This is a genomic window from Zooshikella harenae (assembly GCF_018837975.1).
GTDB classification, from domain to species: Bacteria; Pseudomonadota; Gammaproteobacteria; order Pseudomonadales; family Zooshikellaceae; genus Zooshikella; species Zooshikella harenae.
In genome coordinates this window covers 1-17,903 of record NZ_JAGSOY010000032.1, presented here as the reverse complement: position 1 = coordinate 17,903, position 17,903 = coordinate 1, and the positions used below count along the sequence as shown (strand labels likewise).

General features: G+C 41.9%; 12 protein-coding genes. 6 read left to right on the top strand and 6 right to left on the bottom strand.

Annotated elements, in window-relative coordinates:
- Positions 1-426 precede the first annotated feature (426 nt).
- The 5 genes from KCG35_RS14015 to KCG35_RS13995 form a co-directional block, all read right to left on the bottom strand.
- Entirely contained in the window at positions 427-1,248 is an 822-nt protein-coding gene (locus tag KCG35_RS14015; RefSeq protein ID WP_215820407.1) for a DUF1338 domain-containing protein, read from the bottom strand.
- A 167-nt stretch (positions 1,249-1,415) separates the two neighbouring features.
- Positions 1,416-2,435: an arginine N-succinyltransferase gene (astA, locus tag KCG35_RS14010; protein WP_215820406.1), complete on the bottom strand. Its 1,020-nt coding sequence runs from the start codon at positions 2,433-2,435 to the stop codon at positions 1,416-1,418.
- Positions 2,422-3,666, bottom strand: a complete 1,245-nt coding sequence (locus KCG35_RS14005) for a hydrolase (RefSeq protein WP_215820405.1) — start codon at positions 3,664-3,666, stop codon at positions 2,422-2,424. The genes astA and KCG35_RS14005 overlap by 14 nt, the downstream gene beginning before the upstream one ends.
- A gap of 223 nt (positions 3,667-3,889) precedes the next feature.
- Positions 3,890-5,116, bottom strand: a complete 1,227-nt coding sequence (locus tag KCG35_RS14000) for an aspartate aminotransferase family protein (RefSeq protein ID WP_215820404.1) — start codon at positions 5,114-5,116, stop codon at positions 3,890-3,892.
- A 65-nt stretch (positions 5,117-5,181) separates the two neighbouring features.
- Complete coding sequence (locus tag KCG35_RS13995) at positions 5,182-10,002, bottom strand: NAD-glutamate dehydrogenase (RefSeq protein WP_215820403.1); 4,821 nt, start codon at positions 10,000-10,002, stop codon at positions 5,182-5,184.
- Positions 10,003-10,434: 432 nt separating this feature from the next.
- On the opposite strand from KCG35_RS13995, the gene KCG35_RS13990 reads away from it, so the two are divergent.
- The 5 genes from KCG35_RS13990 (at position 10,435) to KCG35_RS13970 (ending at position 15,098) form a co-directional block, all read left to right on the top strand.
- Positions 10,435-11,490, top strand: coding sequence for a GlxA family transcriptional regulator (locus KCG35_RS13990; protein WP_215820402.1), 1,056 nt, complete (start codon positions 10,435-10,437; stop codon positions 11,488-11,490).
- Positions 11,491-11,979: 489 nt separating this feature from the next.
- Positions 11,980-12,750, top strand: a complete 771-nt coding sequence (locus KCG35_RS13985; RefSeq protein ID WP_215820401.1) for an ABC transporter ATP-binding protein — start codon at positions 11,980-11,982, stop codon at positions 12,748-12,750.
- Between the two features lie 74 nt (positions 12,751-12,824).
- A complete protein-coding gene (gene aotJ, locus KCG35_RS13980) occupies positions 12,825-13,595 on the top strand; it encodes an L-arginine-binding protein AotJ (RefSeq protein ID WP_215820400.1) in 771 nt (256 codons plus the stop codon).
- Between the two features lie 86 nt (positions 13,596-13,681).
- Positions 13,682-14,374 carry an ABC transporter permease gene (locus KCG35_RS13975; protein ID WP_215820399.1) on the top strand — a complete coding sequence of 231 codons (693 nt, stop codon included), beginning with the start codon at positions 13,682-13,684 and terminating at the stop codon, positions 14,372-14,374.
- A gap of 67 nt (positions 14,375-14,441) precedes the next feature.
- Positions 14,442-15,098: an ABC transporter permease gene (locus tag KCG35_RS13970; RefSeq protein ID WP_215820441.1), complete on the top strand. Its 657-nt coding sequence runs from the start codon at positions 14,442-14,444 to the stop codon at positions 15,096-15,098.
- Positions 15,099-15,174: 76 nt separating this feature from the next.
- On the opposite strand, the gene KCG35_RS13965 is transcribed toward KCG35_RS13970, so the two are convergent.
- Complete coding sequence (locus tag KCG35_RS13965; RefSeq protein WP_215820398.1) at positions 15,175-16,431, bottom strand: valine--pyruvate transaminase; 1,257 nt, start codon at positions 16,429-16,431, stop codon at positions 15,175-15,177.
- A gap of 762 nt (positions 16,432-17,193) precedes the next feature.
- On the opposite strand from KCG35_RS13965, the gene KCG35_RS13960 reads away from it, so the two are divergent.
- On the top strand, positions 17,194-17,829 hold the full coding sequence (locus KCG35_RS13960) for a hypothetical protein (RefSeq protein WP_215820397.1): 636 nt from the start codon (positions 17,194-17,196) through the stop codon (positions 17,827-17,829).
- The last annotated feature ends 74 nt before the right edge of the window (positions 17,830-17,903 follow it).

Below are 17,903 nucleotides of genomic sequence, written 5' to 3'. Positions count from 1 at the left end.
AGGCTTATTGACTTGTTTGGTTTAACCTGGTTAAGCGCTTTCTTTAAAACTTGAGAATAACGCGAATATTTTAATTGCCAATAACCTGTTTTTATTAGAAAAATACTCTCTTTTTATACTTTCCTGAACATAAGCTCAGGGAGATTGCTTTGATTTTTATCCCCCTTCTTTGCTAGACCGCTTCTGTGTCGATCTCTTAGGAATGCAAAAATGAAAATATCCTGTAAGTAATTATTTTCAATACTTAAGCATTTAAATTTGTCACTGTTTATACCTTTCTCTGAGGGCATTTACAATGTCATGTTGACTTTGACAAAAAGATGCATTTAACAACTTTCTTATATCTAGCAATTTACCTGTTGTTATGCATAATTTTATCTAGCTTAACCCTCAGTTATTTATCTTTTTCAATCGTTCTCTTTTCTATCAGTTAGCCATGGCTATTTTGACATTAGTACTCTCAAAGATTTTATCTGCAGATGCTGCAACAAATCCTTGGTAAAGTTCACCATTATCCATCGGATAGCGTAAAGCAAACTCGTAAAAACAGCTGGGAATAACTGCTGTTGTGTCATCAAAGGTAACTTCAACTTTATTTGCTAAGGTTGATGATTGTTCCAGAAAAACTTCTGGTGAGCCTTTGATGAGTCCACCACTACTATTTAAGGTAAATCCCTGCTGTTGAAGAAAGTTGTTGACCTCTTGCAGGGTTTGGTGAGAACGCAAGGCATTGACCAATACGGTAAAGTGGTTGGGACGGTAGCCAAAGGCTGCAGTCCAGGCTGCGTATTCACTTTCTTCAAGCAATTGCTGATATGTGGAAAGTGTTAATGGCCAGTGGCGGCCAGAATAACAAAAATTATCCTGAAGTAAACAGTTACTATCTAAATACTGTAATAAATTTTCTATAGTCTGTTTAGACTGTGAAGAAAGTTGGTCTAAACATAACTCGCTTATAAAAACTTTGGGTAAAGTGTTGTCGTCATGTTGAAAATGTTTTGCGTATAATTTTTTTTCAGGGAAGTGATATTCTCCTGATTCTTGATAGCCTGCATCAAGAAAGGGTCTAGCAACTTTATCAATAGTGACTTTTGAGTGTTGAAACGAGCGTAATGCAATATGATCATTAATCACCTGACCACTATTGTGTGAAGAAAATAAATTATATATACGCTGTGCATCTGGATTAAGTTCCAGATAATTTTGCCACATTGCATTTAAAAGGTTATCTAATTGAGTGTTTTGCATAGCAGTACACCTTCATCTCCGCTAGAGTTGTTATTATGTGTTACAGACTGTTCGTACTTAATTTCTGTAACGGGCGATGACTTCTTTTTTTAACTACGATATTTGCAGTATCTATTATTTTTTAAAAATATTTTGTGTGAATTATAACCTCCATAAATTGTCTAATTTCAAAGCATGACGCAATGAATCTGGTCATTTTCTGCTGAGCCTAAGCATTCAGCTTCTTCAAGTGAAAGTTGTAGATTTTCCGGGTCTGTTCGGCGAAGAATACAACGAAAGTTCTTTAACTCACCGGTACTCAGTAAACATAATGGTAGTGCAGGATTTTCTGGTGGTGTTGTCGTTATTTTCGTTACAGTCATAGACCTCAAACGTCTTATAGTTTCAAGTTGATCTGTTTCAACTTCAAGCGTTGGACCTGCATCAAAAATATCCAGATAGTGGCGGTAACAAAAGTGTTCTGCTTGTAATAATGCCATATGTGTTTGCATATCCGCCCGAGGTTGACCTAAGACAGCTTGGGCTTCAGGAGAAAGTAAGGGTACATAAACAGGGTACTGGGGCATCATACTGGCAATAAATGCTTTTGAATTAATGCCGACTAGAAATACTGCTTTAGTAATGTCCATTGAGAAAAAATGACGACCGAGACATTCCCAGAAAGGAGACAGTTGATGGTTATCTAGGACGCCTTGTAGCTCTGCGATTGTTCTATCCGCAAACCGGTTTCGGTGAATGCCCATAAATAACAAACGTGCTTTCAGTAAAAGCTGGCGTGTTGTAGCGTTTAAATATTCTGGATCAATAAAAAAAGTACAGAGACGGGAACTGCCTGCATAGTCTTGGCATAAATGAAGTGCTGGGATACGGTTGTGAATTTGAAGTTCTGCCGAAGCGTGGACAATTTCACTTAAACGGTAACTGTAGAAAGGACAGTTAATGCCAACGGCAGACTCGATACCTGCAACACCAATAATTTGTTTATTTTCTGTATTTTCCAACACAAAATGGTAACTATTTCCTGCTAATTCAGGCGCAGGATTTTGTAGCGCACGCTGCGTTGCACTGATAATGCTACTTAAGTGGTCTCGATGAGCAGGAAGCGTTGTCAAACGTCCTCTACTGAGAACGGCAAGACGTTCAAGTGCTGGTAAGTCATTATGATGGATGGGTCTAACTTGGAGCATGTTCCCCCCGTTCCCAGTTTTCAGGATGATCACTTGCCAAATGAAAAAGCAAAAGTGCACTTAGTTTTGCGCGTTCAACTAAACTACTGACCAGCATATATTCCTGATCACTATGAATCTTGCCGCCTTGAACACCAAGCGTATCGATGTTAGGTAAGCCATAAGCTGCTAAGTTGTTACCATCACAGCATCCGCCAGTAGGGTGCCAGGCTAAATCAAGGCCAATTTGTTGACCACATTGTTTTGCGAGTGAAAAGAGCCGTTGATTGGCGGCTGTTAAACACTTGGGTGGTCGACCAAAACTACCGAGGAGTTGAAGTGTGATGCCATCCCGCTGGTTAATGTTTGCTATCAATTCGGCTAAATTTTGCTGACACCAGACTTCATCTTCGGCCGTTGTTGTACGAATATTGAACTGGCTGACACAGTTATCTGGTACAACGTTGACTGGTCCACCACCATGAATATAACCAGGATTAACGGTGATCGTTTCCCGTTGTTGGTTGAAATCGTCGAGTGCAGAGATAAAGTCGGCCATAGCTCGAATGGCATTGCACCCTAAATGGTGTTCACGTCCAGCATGTGCTGCTTTGCCCGTTACTACAACTGAAAAATTACCACTACCTTTGCGTTGACCAGCAAAATCACCATTAGGAAAACAGGGCTCATAAATCATACCTACATGATTGCGTTGGGCACATTCTGCAAATAGTGAGGAAGAACCTGGAGAGCCAATTTCTTCATCTGGGTTAAACAGAATTTCCCAGCCAATTTGTTCTGCTAGTGGGCTTCGCTCTAGACAGGCCAGCGCATTTAACATGACAACCAAGCCACCTTTTAAGTCCGCAACGCCTGGTCCATTAATAGTGTTGTCATCCAGCCATTTGACTTGTTGAAAAGTGTGATCCACAGCAAACACAGTATCCATATGGCCACATAGGAAAACCTTTATGGGCGCTTGCGGACGTTTAGTGATTCTTATGGCATTGGCTAAGGGGTATTGTTTAACTTGCCCTTTGTCATCAATAACTTGATGAGCTGGCATGGGGATATGTTCGACTTTGCCCTCTAGTGGTGCTGCTAATTTGCATAGCGCTTCACCTACTGCTTTAACACCAGCATGGTTCAGACTGCCTGAATTAATATTCGCCAAGGCTATGGTTGCAGCCAACATCTCTTCTTGACGGTTATCCAGCCAATTCAACCATTCATGGAATGGGGACTCACTCATACTCCTAATTTCCTTTGTTTTTTACTTTTGATTATTCCGTATTTCCTTGTCAGGGCCTAGACAAGGAGTGTTATTGATGCGACCCAGACTATTTTTATTTGGACAAATTATAATTTTGTGAGGTCGCAGAATAGGCATTTTTGCCAAAAATGCTTCATTTAATAAAGAAACCCCAACTAGTGCTACCATGCCGTTGGGGTGCAAAAATAAACTGATTGGATGACTATGTGTTTGGCCCTTCAGCAACCACTTTGGCAATACCCTTTTCTAACAGGGCAAGACCTTGATCAATGTCGCTGTCTGGAATAATCAATGAAGGAGCCATGCGTATAACATTGGGACCTGCAACGAGTACCATCACGCCTTCCGCTAACCCTGCTTGTAAGAAACGACCCGCTTGACCTTGCCATTCATCCTTTAATGCGCCACCAATCAATAAGCCTTTACCGCGAACTTCTTTGAAAATTCCATATTTAGCATTGATTGCATTTAGGCCTTCAATAATGCGTTGATTCTTTTCGTGGACACCTTTCAGCAGAGCAGGTTCTTTAATAATGTCGATGACTTCGTTGGCAACAGCACATGCGAGAGGGTTGCCTCCTGATGTACTACCGTGGGTTCCAAACACCAAACTTTTTGCGACTTTATCAGTGGTTAACATGGCACCTATTGGGAAACCACAGCCTAGTGCTTTGGCAGAGGTTAGAATATCAGGTACGACATCATATTCCATATAAGCGTACAAGTGCCCAGTACGGCCAACGCCTGTTTGTACTTCATCAAACACTAACAGGGCCTGGTGCTTATCACACAGCTCACGAACACCTCTGAGAAAGTCTGGGTGGGCAGGGATAATACCACCTTCACCTTGAATGGGCTCAAGCACTACCGCACAGGTTTTGTCTGAAATAACCGCTTCAACTGATGCCAGATCATTAAACTCTGCATGGCGAATACCGCCAGGAGCAGGCTCAAACCCTTTTCGGTATTTGGTTTGGCCACCAACTGATACTGTGAATAACGTTCGACCATGAAAGGATTGGGTAAATGAAATGATTTCATTTTTTTCTGGGCCTACATGGTCGTAGCTGTATTTTCGCACCAATTTGAACGCAGCCTCATTCGCTTCAGCCCCTGAGTTAGCAAAAAATACTTTATCAGCGAATGTTAGCTCAGTAAGCTTTTGCGCTAGTTTGAGCACAGGCTCGTTCGTGTAGACATTTGATAAATGCCAGAGTGTTTTTGCTTGTTGGGATAAGGCATTTACCAGACGTGGGTGACAGTGTCCAAGTGCGGTAACAGCAATGCCTCCTGCAAAGTCAATGTACTCTTTGCCTGATTGGTCCCAAATCCGTGATCCTTCACCACGCACAGGAATTATTTTCTGTGGGTTATAGTTAGGGACCATGACAGCGTCAAAGACTTCTCGTGTTACCTGCTTTTCAGTCATGCTTTTACCTCGCTTGCGTTACTCGCTTGTGTTTATTACATCGTTGTTGTTGTGAAAAAGTGCTGTTAAGTAAGGTTGTGCAGCTCTCGGACAGCTACAGACAACATCGCCAAGTCTGGCTCAGCACTGGATTGAATATCTGCCCAAATAGACTGACTATGTTGTAATGTGTTTGTTTTTTGTGATAGCCAGTTATCAAGACAGGGCAAAATTTGGTCGTGCTCATGAGCAATTTGTTGCTGAACATGGCAGGTAACTTGACTTAGCGCTGTATCCAACTCATCAGCTAGTGTGTTACGTGCTTTTCGCTGCCAGACATTGCGCTGGGGTAAAGCGCTGATGCTGGTGCGTAGCCATTGTAGGGTCAGCCTTTCTTCAAGTGCAAAGAAGAGTTGTGCTGCATGATTGACATCCTGTTGCTCTTGTAATGCTAAGTGGACAATATCAAGGCTATTGTACTCAAATGACAGGCTGGCACATGCTGCAGCAATAGACTCTGGTACATGTTGCTCTAAATAATGACCAACACGTTGTTGATATGTAGTGGCCAGTTCACCGTGCAATAGAGAATGTAATTGCTGACGGATATAGGCGAGGCCAGGCAAATATTTTTGGACAGTGGCTTCGACATCTAAAGGGTGACCCCCGTGCCGTAGCAACCACAATGTCACTTTTTCTGTCATTTCTTGCAATACAGTGTACAGATTGCACTGAGTGGGGTAGCTAACCTCAGTCGTAAGTTGATCAACAGCTTGCCAGATTTGATCAATATTAAAGAGCTGAGTTGCCGCAATAAAGGCTCGAACAATCGCCAGTGCAGAGCAATTAGCTTGCTCTTGAACACGCATGATAAAGCTGGGCCCCATACGGTTACCCACAATATTGGTAACGTGGGTAGCAATGATTTCATTATGCAGGGGGTGATGCTTAACAGCAGATAAGCAGCGTTCTATTAAAGGTGAAGGAAAATAACTCTGTATTTGTTGTGCAAAGTAAGGATCATCGCCTATCCGTTCCTCTTTTAACGCATCGGATAAATGAATCTTACTGTAAGCTAACAATACAGAGAGCTCTGGCCGGGTTAAACCTTCCTGGGTTTGAGCTCGTTCCTGCAGTTGATCTTCGTTGGGTAGATATTCCAGTTTACGTTTTAGACGTTTTTCTTTTTCCAACAGCCTTAGTAGACGCGTTTGGTCATTGAGTAATTGCACGCCTTTAGCATTAACCAAACTAAGAATCTGGCTTTGTTGGACATTATGTTTTAGCACCAGCGATGCAACATGGTTTGTCATATCCGCCAGCAGCTTGTTACGTTGTTTCTGGGTTAAGTCACCTTGATTGACAACTTGATCGACAACGATCTTAATGTTGACTTCATGGTCTGAGCAGTCCACTCCGGCTGAGTTATCACAGGCATCAGTAGTGACTAATCCACCTCGGCGAGCAAACTCAATTCTGCTCAATTGGGTAAAGCCCAGGTTTCCACCTTCACCAATGACTTTGCATTTTAGCTGGTTGGCATTGATGCGCACACTGTCATTGGCTTTATCACCAACATCACCATGAGTCTCGGTACTGGCTTTAACATAAGTGCCAATGCCACCATTCCAGAGGAGGTCCACAGGTGCTTGCAGAATATGTTTGACCAGCTCGTTTGGCGTGAGTTTTTGCTTATCAATACCAAGTGCTTGCTTGGCTTCTGCTGAAAGTTCTATCACTTTCGCTGATCGAGGATAAATTCCACCACCTTTGGATAATAATTGCGTGTCATAATCGAGCCAGTTTGAACGGGGAAGGTTGAATAGCCTCTGGCGTTCAACAAAGCTGCTTGGAGCATCGGGTGTAGGATCGATAAAGATATGTTGATGGTTAAAGGCTGCAACTAGACGAATGTGTTTAGAGAGCAGCATGCCATTACCAAAAACATCGCCTGACATGTCACCGATACCGACACAGGTAAAGTCTTGTTGTTGTGTATCAATACTAAGCTCTTTAAATAAGCGCTTGACTGATTCCCACGCACCTCGAGCGGTAATGCCCATTTTCTTGTGGTCGTAGCCGTTACTACCACCAGAGGCAAATGCATCTCCTAGCCAAAAGCCATAGCCCATTGCAACTTCATTGGCTAAGTCAGAGAAGGTTGCTGTACCTTTATCAGCCGCGACAACCAGGTAAGGGTCATCATCATCATAGCGAAGTACTTGAGTTGGAGGAACGAGCTGCTGGTCTACAAGGTTATCAGTAATATCTAACAAGCCACTGATAAACGTGCGGTAACAATATTCCACTTCTGCTTGAATTTGCTCTCGTTCCGCAGTAGCAGGTAAGCGCTTCGCAACAAATCCACCTTTTGCACCAGAAGGTACAATAACGGAATTTTTGACCATTTGGGCTTTGACCAGACCCAGAATTTCGGTACGAAAATCTTCTCGCCGGTCAGACCATCTCAACCCTCCGCGTGCTACTTTACTACCACGCATATGTACACCTTCTACCCAGGGGGCATACACAAAAATTTCATAGGCAGGACGAGGCTGAGGGGCAGTAGGAATTTTTTCAGGAGCGAGTTTGAAGGATACATAAGCTTTAAGATTTTGATCCTGGTCTTGCACATAGAAGTTAGTGCGTAGCATGGCCAGGATAACCTCAAGATAGTGTCTTAAAATGCGGTCTTCATCCAGGTTCGCAACCGCATCCAGAGCAGCCTGAATATTCTGTTGTAACTCTTGGCAGCGCTCTTCATTTATGGGTTGATTAGGGTCGAAACGTTGGCTGAATAACTCCACAAGTTGTCGGGTAATAATCGGGTTATTGGCCAGCGTTGTTTCCATGTAAGTCTGGCTGAATGGCACTTTAAGCTGGAGCAAGTATTTACAGATAGCTCGAAGTATCACCACTTGTCGGCACGTTAGCGCAGCCGCAACAACCAGTTTATTGAAGCCGTCATTTTCAATTCGTTCCTGGTAGGCTTCAATGAAGGTGGTTTGGAACTCTTGCTTGGCGCTATTGTTGTCTAAGTCGATTGCGCTAATTGTGGCAATATTAAAGTCGAGGATCCAGCAGGTTGCCCAGTCTGTACATTTGATGGCATAAGGGTGAGCACTCAGTACTTTAACCCCCATGTGCTCCAAAATAGGCAGCACATCAGATAATGCCATAAAGTCACCACGGCCGATCACTTTAAAATGTAGGTTGCCAGCGCTAGTATAGGGGCGATAAAGGTAAGTGCTGATTGTTTGGCCAGAAAGTACATTCTCCAAATGTTGTATATCTGCAGCAGCTCTGGCTACCGTGAAATCAGCCTGATAACCTGCTGGAAATGCGTTGCCATAGCGACGGAATAAGCGATTAGCTTCCGCTTCTCCAACACGACTTTGTAGTGAAAGATGCAGATTGTCTGCCCAGGACAACATGGCTTTAGTCATCTGCATTTCGATTTCATCAATGTTGTATTCTTGCTCGTGAGCATTTTCACAGTGAATAGTAAAGTGCACACGAGCAGAGACTTGTTCGGAAAACTGAACATTAAATTCGACGCTTTGACCGTTAAAGCTTTGCAGTAGAATTTCTTGCATCCGCATACGTACTTCGGTGTTATAACGGTCACGTGGTACAAAAACGAGGGCAGAAATAAAGCGTCCGTAGATGTCAGGTCGAATAAATAGGCGTAACTCTCGTCTTTCCTGGGTTTCTAAAATACCTTGTACAGTATCATTCAGTTGCTCATAGTCAGCTTGAAGCATTTCATCACGAGGATAATGGTTCAAAATATTCCGTAGAATTTTGCCTTTGTGACTATTGGCTGGAATATGTATGGTATCAATAAGACGCTGAGCCTTGCGGCGTAATAAAGGGATATCTTGATAGGGTGCTGCGTAAGCAGAAGAGGAATACAAGCCAAAAAAGCGCCACTCACCAACTACTTGTCCCTGCTTGTTGAACCGCTTGATACCAATGTAATCAAGGTGAGCAGGACGGTGAACTGACGACATGGTTGTGGACTTGGTTAGAATCAGCGGGAACGGGGATAGCATCCGCTGCAGTAAATAAGGTGATAGAGTGAGTTCTCGCGTGGTTTGATTATCAATATTACGGAATGTGCCGAGACTTTTATCTGCCTGCAGAACCATTGTTCCTGTAGAGCTTTGAGGATTAGAGGTAAGGGTATAGGCACGAAAGCCTACAAAGGTAAAGTGGCTGTCCATTACCCACTTTAAAAAAGCAACGATTTCTTGTTGTTCACTACTATCGAACCCAGGAATTGAGGCTTTGGTTAAATCATTACAAGCCGTTTTCATGTTACTAAGCATGGGTTGCCAGTCAGTAACGGCCAGGTTAACTTCCTGAAGTACCCATTGAATGCGTTGCTCCATATCATCAAGCACGGTTTGGTCAAGCACCCGTGCAACTTCAAAGCGCATTATGGCTTCAAAAGGTGTGTCAGGCTGGACGTTTTCTGGGGCAGGAATATCGGTGATATTACCATGGCTATCGCGGATGACAGGAATGACTGGATGGGTAATGCGGTGAATGAAAAATTCGCCAGCATTTAATGCCATAGAAATAGATGACACTAAAAAGGGTTGGTCTGCAACAATAATCTCAATAATGGTATGCCGAGATTCCCAGCCATGCTCTTCAAAGCTCGGATTATAGGCTCGAATTATAGGCTTATTGGTACGCTGTTGAGCAAAATCCCATAAGCTCATAATAGCCCCACAAAGCTTATCAATTGGAGCTTGAACCAGTTCTCGACTAATGCTTTCTCGATAGAAGTGATAAGCCAGTGCGTTGACAGGTTTGACTAGGTCAGGTGACAGCTGAGCACTAAGGCGTTGCTGAATTTGACGTATAATGTCGTATTTATTTTGATTCTGACTGCTCATAGATTTGGTTCTGGTAGTACATAGGCGAAATATTACAGTTGTGGTGTAGTATAATTATCTAACACCCATTATTTTTGCTTTATTTGGGCTACAGTCGTTTTCATCACACTAATTTATGCTTCACATGTGCTATGTGATGAAAAGAACGTTTCTACATGCACAAGCTGGGTATTTTTTTCTTGGCTAGGCTGGATTATGAGCTATTGTCCATGTGAAGGCATAGCTAATTTTTTTAAAGGATGCGACAAGTTGTTATGTGCATATGACATTTTTTCGTTTTTGGGCTATGGTGTGTGAAATTTTGCCTACTTACCGTACCAAGCTAATATTCAATACCCACCATTTTGCTGTTGTGGCGAATAATTCTATTGGTTCTTGAATAAGATGCTTGGTTAGGTCTATTGATAACAGAATAAAGAGACAAGATGCCCTATGGTTGTGTTTGAAGTACAACACCATAACGCACAAGAAAAGGTATCAGTGAAACCGTTACATTTTGGTTTTTTGCTATTACCTAATTTTTCATTGATTGCTTTTTCGTCAGCGATAGAGCCACTTAGGATGGCAAATTGGGTTACAGAACAAGAGCTCTATGAGTGTACTGTGATTAGCGCTGATGGTGAGGCTGTAGCGAGTAGTAGTGGTGTTTCTACCCTGGCAGATTGCAGTTTGGAAGCCATTCCAGAGTTAGATACAATCTTTGTTTGTGGGGCAAGTCCTGTTGCACGAACGGGCAATGAAAGTGTGATTGCCTGGTTGCGAAAACATCAACATGGCAACATGGCTATTGGCGGTATTGGTACAGGTAGTTATGTGCTTGCTTGTGCTGGGTTATTAGATGGCTATAAAGCGACAATCCATTGGTGGGACTTAGTGAGTTTACGGGAAGAGTTTCCCCAGACACGGGTGACCAGCAATTTGTTTGAAATTGATGGCCAGCGCTATACCTGTAGTGGAGGCACTGCAGCTATGGATATGATGCTGTTTTTGATAGGTAAGCATCATAGCTTAGATTTAGCCTCGACGATTTCCGAACAGTTTGTATGTGAGCGAATTCGACCAGGTGAAGATCCTCAGCGTATTCCTCTCAAAGTACGTATTGGTACCAGTCACTCAAAACTTATAGAAGCCGTAACCCTGATGGAGGCCAATATTGAAGAGCCATTGAGTACGGATGACCTTGCTTATCATGTAGGCTTGTCTCGACGTCACTTAGAGCGACTTTTTCGAAAACATCTGCAGAGTGTACCCTCAAAATACTATTTACAGCTGAGACTGGAACGAGCCAGGCAGCTATTACAGCAAACAGATAAACCCATTGCGCAAGTTGGAACCATGTGTGGCTTTGCCACAGCATCTCACTTCAGTACGACCTACCGTAATCATTTTGGTATAACCCCTAGACAGGAGCGGGTTAAACAGCAAGAGCGCAGTCAGCAACCACCAACGGGAACATTGTTTGGTAGCCACGAGCAGCCTCAGCGTTAAAATTAGAATTGGTTCAAGTTTTTGATGCCTAGTAAGTCATTTTTGCTGAGAATGGTCGCGAATGTGTAAAAGATAGGCTTATTTGCGACATTAGGTTAGATGATTATCTGGTATGTTTGTGCAAACCGAATATAAAGTACGGTTAATACGTATCATGCTTGTGGTTTTTACTTGAGCGGGTTTTTCTTTAACTATAAATTAAATGTCAAGCTTATAAGTGATCGTTTTATGATATTTAACCTGTGAAAAGTGTGATGCGCTACAAAAATAATAAATTTTATGTACAATCAGGTATTAATGCTTAGTGTGTAATGACTTTTTAATATAAGCGTTTCAAAAACGTCTCTTGTCGTTTTTTCTTTAAATAATGCTTAAAAAGTTAGGTACTAAGTAGTCGGGTAGTACAGCCTAGTGTGCTTTTCGAAATAGGTGGTTGTACCTTGTGTATCATTTATAAAGGAGTAACCCCTTCCAGGGGCAAGAAAAATAATGACAGAAGTACCTGCCTTAGAGCTTGAAGATATTCATAAATATTTTGGCGCCCACGAAGTACTCAAAGGGGTATCACTCACTGCTGAAAAAGGTGAAGTGATTTCCATGATAGGCTCCTCTGGTTCAGGAAAAAGCACCTTTCTCCGTTGTATTAATATGCTGGAAATTCCCACCTCTGGTTTGGTTAAAGTTCATGGTGAACTGATCGAAATGAAACAGGATCGTTCAGGAAATACAATCCCAGCAGATGCTAAACAGGTTGAGCGCATTCGAGCGCGTTTATCAATGGTTTTTCAAAGTTTTAACCTGTGGTCTCATATGACTATTTTGCAAAACATCACTGAGGCGCCAATACATGTGCTGAAAATACCTAAAAAGCAGGCTATTGAAGCAGCCGAGCATTTATTGCAGAAAGTAGGTATTTATGAGCGTCGAGATTACTATCCGGGGCAGCTGTCAGGCGGTCAACAACAACGCGCAGCTATTGCCAGGGCATTAGCTGTTGATCCTGAAGTGATGCTATTTGATGAGCCAACCTCAGCATTAGATCCAGAACTTGTGGGTGAAGTATTAAAAGTCATGCATGATCTGGCAGAAGAGGGGCGTACTATGATTATCGTGACACATGAAATGGCTTTTGCTCGGGATGTTTCTAATCATGTGATGTTTTTGCATCAAGGGTTAATTGCAGAGCAAGGCCCTCCTCAGGAATTATTTACTAATCCACAAACTGAACGTCTTCAGCAATTCCTGTCAACCAGCTATTAACGACGTAGCCAGTATATTTTGGCTACGCTGTTAACCATGGAAAAACAATAAAGACAATAAGCAGGAGTCACCTTATGAAGAAAATAATGATGATGGTTGTCGTGTTTGCCCTTTCAGCTACCGCTGCCGCAAAGGAATGGAAAACAGTACGGATAGGCGTTGAAGGCGCATACCCTCCCTTTAGTTATACAACAGAATCAGGTGAGGTAAAGGGATTTGATATTGATATTGCTAATGCATTATGCCAGTCCATGAAGGTGAAATGTAAAATGGTACCCCAGGATTGGGATGGAATGATTCCCTCACTCCTCTCACGTAAATTTGATGCCATTATTGCATCTATGTCGATTACTGAAGAGCGTAAGCAAAAAGTAGATTTTACTGATAAGTATTATCATACCCCCGTCCGCTTTGTTCGAAAAAAAGGAGCTGACATTGCTATTTCTCCTGAAGGTTTAAAGGGGAAAGTGGTTGGTGTTCAACGATCCACTACATCAGACCGTTATTTAACGGATGTTTATGGGGAAGCTGTGACAATTAAACGTTACAGTACACAAGATGAAGCTTATTTGGATATGAAAGCTGGACGTTTGGACTTGTTATTAGGCGATATTATTCCGCTATCTGATGGCTTTTTAAAAAAAGAAGGTGGGGATAATTACGAATTTTTTGGCCCTACAATCAGTGATCAAAAATGGTTTGGTGAAGGTATTGGTATTGCCATTCGCAAACAAAATAAAGATCTAAAAGATCTGTTTAATAAAGCGATTAAGCAAATCCGTGCAGATGGTACCTACGATAAAATTCAAAAACGCTATTTCGATTTTGATATTTACGGACAATAACATTTGATGTTTTGACGTATTTATTTGTTTTTTTTGCAGATAAATACGTCAAATTACCATAGTAAATATAGTGAGAAGTAACAATCATGCTAGGTTTGCATGGCTATGAAGCCAGTTTAGTGAGTGGAGCTTGGGTTACATTGCAGGTTGCATTGTCGTCCTTGTTTATTTCGGTTGTTCTGGGAATTTTGACAGCACTGGCCAAACTATCAAAAGCGACACCTTTACGTGTCATTGGTACCCTTTATACAACAGTCATTCGTGGTATTCCTGATTTGGTTTTAATGCTATTAATTTTTTATGGCGGCCAAATGCTTGTTAACGTTATTGCTGAGTCGGTAGGCTATGAGGAATATATTGATGTTAACCCGTTTATAGCAGGTGTACTCACCATCGGTTTTATTTTTGGTGCGTATATGGCTGAAACATTTAGAGGGGCCATTATGGCCGTTGACCAAGGCCAGCTTGAAGCGGGTAAGGCTTATGGCATGACTCCATGGCTGATTTTTCGACGGATTTTATTTCCACAAATGATGCGGCATGCTTTACCTGGGTTTGGTAATAATTGGTTAGTTTTACTTAAGACCACAGCACTCGTGGCCATTATTGGACTTGAAGATATGGTCAGAAAAGCGCAGCTTGCCTCTGGTTCAACTCAAGAACCGTTTACATTTTATTTTGCGGTTTGCTTGATTTTCTTATTGTATACCACTGTTTCAATTTTATTATTGAATTGGGCTGAGCGTCACTTTAGTGCCAGTGTCAGTCGGGAGGCCTAAGCTCGTGGATTTTAAAGAAGTTATTCTCCAGTACGTTGATTACAAAGTTATTCTTGATAACCTCCCGATGTACTTTGACGGTCTGGTGATGACCGTTCAGCTAGTGTTTATTTCTCTGGTGATCGGATTATGTATGGCTGTACCTTTGGCTGTTTTACGATTATCCAAAAATCGCTGGGTAGCTTGGCCCGTTTGGCTTTATACCTATTTTTTCCGGGGAACCCCATTACTGGTGCAGCTCTTTTTAATATATTATGGAATGGGGCAGTTTATTGACTTAAATGCTTCATCAATTGGTGCTTTTTTTAAGGATGCTTATTACTGTGCGTTAGTTGCTTTTACGTTGAATACAGCGGCTTACACGACAGAAATTATTCGGGGAGCGATGAAGGAAACACCCAGAGGTGAAATTGAAGCAGCTAAAGCCTATGGTATGAGTTATTTTCAAACTTTTTACCGCATTATTTTACCCAGTGCATTTAGACGGGCTTTGCCTGCTTATTGTAATGAAGTGGTTTTTATGCTTCACGGTTCTGCCATTGCGGGGGTGGTTACAATCATGGATATTACCGGGGTTGCACGTGTTGTTTATTCACGTTTTTATACCCCTTTTGAAGCATTTATATTTGCAGGTTTACTTTATATGATGCTGACATTTCTGATTGTTTGGGCGTTTAAACAGTTGGAACATCGTTGGTTAGCTCATCTTCGTCCACGCTCATAATACATTTCGTATGTTCGCTTAAAAAAAGAAGGCCTTTATTAGGCCTACTTTTTTTACTGAGTACCTTCCTACTTATTTAACCTTCCTGATAGGCGCGTTTAACTTCTTCCGCGATAATCTTTAAGCCTTTGGCTACTTTACTATCATCTTGAGCATAAGAAACTCGAATACACTCGTGTTGGTGGCGCCAGGAGGCATCCATACCAGGAAAGAAATAATGGCCAGATACGACAATAACACCTCGGGCCTTTAACCGCTGATAAAGCTCTAAACTGCTAATGGGTAAGTCTTTAAACCAAAGCCATAAGAACATTGCACCCTCAGGTTTATGAATATAATACTCATGATCTCCCAATGCGTTCTGTAAAACATTTGTCGCTTTTTCGGCTTTTTGTTGATAGTACGGACGAACAATATCATTACTTAAGGTTAGGATACTGCCATCCTTAACCATATCCATTGCCATTAAACTGCCAGTGCTGTTTGTGGCAAGACTCATAATCGCATTAATGCGTGATAATGCAGTGATTACCTCTTCGTTGGCTATCACAATACCTGTTCTAGCTGCAGGCAAACCTAGTTTTGATAAGCTTAAACAGAGAATAATATTGTCATTCCAATAAGGCGTGGCGTCAGTGAAAATAAGGTTGGGAAAGGGCGTACCATAAGCACCATCGAGTAGTAAAGGAATGTGGTGTGCCTTGGCCAGCCGATCTAACTTTTCAATCTCATGATCAGTTAAAACATTGCCTGTCGGGTTTGTGGGGCGTGAAACACATAATGCACCCGTTGTTTCATCAATCTTTAACTGGTCAAAATCAACGTGATATTTAAACAGGTGGTTATCTAGATATTCGATGTTGGGTCGATTTGCTGAAAAAAAGTTTTCAGTGAGTCCCGCATCTGCGTAGCCTATGTACTCAGGTGCCAGTGGTAACTGTATTTTACGTTGTGTTCCATCACTGCATTGTCCCGCAAACATATTGAATAACATGAAAAAAGCGGATTGGCTGCCATTGGTTAAAGCAATATTTTTAGTCGAAAGTGACCAGCCAAATTGGTTTCGAAGTAGTTTAACCAAGTGGTTGATAAACTCAACCTCACCTTGGGGAGGATCATAAATACCAATGAGTCTGACGAATTCATGATGGTTGTCAAGGATGCGACTAAGTCGGGCTTTGAAGGCATCTTCTACGGCAGGGATATGTGCTGGGTTACCACCACCCATCATGATGAAATCTTCACCACTGGCGAGGGCATTACCCAGGTCATCCATTAAGGATTGTATACCGGTCTGACTCGTAAACTTTTCTCCAAACTCCGATAGTTTCATGCATACCTCAAAATAAGCGAATCAAAGCGTCTTGCAAGCATAATAGTCACTAGTTTCTGATTTGGACTATGAGACGTTTTATGCAAAGCCTAGTAAGTATCATGTTCTAGAGAACGTGCGTGATTACTAATTTTCCGCAATTTTGGCTTAAAAGTATACCTCTGCCTCAGGAAAAGTGGGCAAGTAAGCTATTTGATCCATCCTGCTGTTAAAAGTGATCTGTGTTGTTTGGTCAGTTAACTTGGACATAAGTGGCATCGAGTCGTGTATGGGATACATGTTCCGTCTTATGTCAGGCTCTTTTACATAAATTAACATCAATGTGAAATATCGAACAGATTTGTATTTTGCTTGTTAATTACTAGTCATTACATAAATTAAATGTGAAGTGGGTGGTTAAAAATTAGGCGGATATTGATGACAATACGACTAAGTCGTGAATGTATGACCAAACTAATAAATACGGCATTGGCTGAATGTTTGAGATTAACTCGAACTTAAATAACAAGCATAAGGCCTGTTAGTTAAAAAATAATAATCTGTTTGTGAATCAAATGAGTGGTAAATGTGTGGATAGACTCACCTGCTAACATAAGAAGACACTAAGCGTTTAGCATGGTGACTTAGTGATCTAACCCAATACAGTATCCATGTGTTAGTTGATCAAACACTTACTGTATTTAGAGTTGTTAGTTAGGACGGGGCAACGTAGGCCACAAAAAGTCCCAATCATGGGGGACGGGTTACACAGGAGTATTGGCAGTGAAAACAAGAGGTTCATTATTTTTTGGGGTGAGTGGTTTGTTATTGGCAGTCATTGTAGCATTGCCAGTTCAGGCTGACCCTGAAAAAAACGATCAGTCAGTGAAAGAAAGTAGCTGGCGTGATGGTGCTAAACGAGTGATTGAATGGCTTGTTGATGAGCAGCCAGAAACAAACGCTGTGACTACGGTTAATGTAGAACTTAAAGCTGATCAAGAACCTAAAGCACAAGCTGTTGAACCTGCCTTACCTATAGTCCAAGGTCCTAACGGGAATCAGTGGAAGTATGAGGCAGTTAGTCAGCTTTCACCTATATATACTGATAACACGCCTCCACTTCAAACAATACTTCCACTACTGGCAGTACCTAATCAGCCTGTACAAGAAGTCCCTGATATTGATGATAAGCAGTTAATTGACGATTGTGATCCCGCTTTATCTGGTTGTGAGGGCGGAGAACCCGTTACACCTATTGTTGTTCTATCTGATATCCCCCAACAGAAACCTAGCAACACTAAAATACCTCCGCCTGTAATAGCTACAGCTTCACCGATAACTTCAGTTTCTGCGCCAGCATCAGGTTTGTTAATGTTTGTTGGAGTGCTGCTCTTGGCAGGAAGAAGGCGTAGACATTAATCTTACATAATACAGTACGTTGGGGTTATCTAAAGCCGGTATTTACCGGCTTTTTTTATCTCGACTTTGGCCAT

Coding starts and splice junctions, on each gene's coding strand:
- KCG35_RS13985 (WP_215820401.1), top strand. CDS start 11,980: ATGACAGAAGTACCTGCCTTAGAGCTTGAAGATATTCATAAATATTTT.
- KCG35_RS13965 (WP_215820398.1), bottom strand. CDS start 16,431: ATGAAACTATCGGAGTTTGGAGAAAAGTTTACGAGTCAGACCGGTATA.
- KCG35_RS13975 (WP_215820399.1), top strand. CDS start 13,682: ATGCTAGGTTTGCATGGCTATGAAGCCAGTTTAGTGAGTGGAGCTTGG.
- astA (WP_215820406.1), bottom strand. CDS start 2,435: ATGCTCCAAGTTAGACCCATCCATCATAATGACTTACCAGCACTTGAA.
- KCG35_RS14000 (WP_215820404.1), bottom strand. CDS start 5,116: ATGACTGAAAAGCAGGTAACACGAGAAGTCTTTGACGCTGTCATGGTC.
- KCG35_RS13995 (WP_215820403.1), bottom strand. CDS start 10,002: ATGAGCAGTCAGAATCAAAATAAATACGACATTATACGTCAAATTCAG.
- KCG35_RS13970 (WP_215820441.1), top strand. CDS start 14,442: ATGTACTTTGACGGTCTGGTGATGACCGTTCAGCTAGTGTTTATTTCT.
- aotJ (WP_215820400.1), top strand. CDS start 12,825: ATGAAGAAAATAATGATGATGGTTGTCGTGTTTGCCCTTTCAGCTACC.
- KCG35_RS14015 (WP_215820407.1), bottom strand. CDS start 1,248: ATGCAAAACACTCAATTAGATAACCTTTTAAATGCAATGTGGCAAAAT.
- KCG35_RS13990 (WP_215820402.1), top strand. CDS start 10,435: ATGGTTGTGTTTGAAGTACAACACCATAACGCACAAGAAAAGGTATCA.
- KCG35_RS14005 (WP_215820405.1), bottom strand. CDS start 3,666: ATGAGTGAGTCCCCATTCCATGAATGGTTGAATTGGCTGGATAACCGT.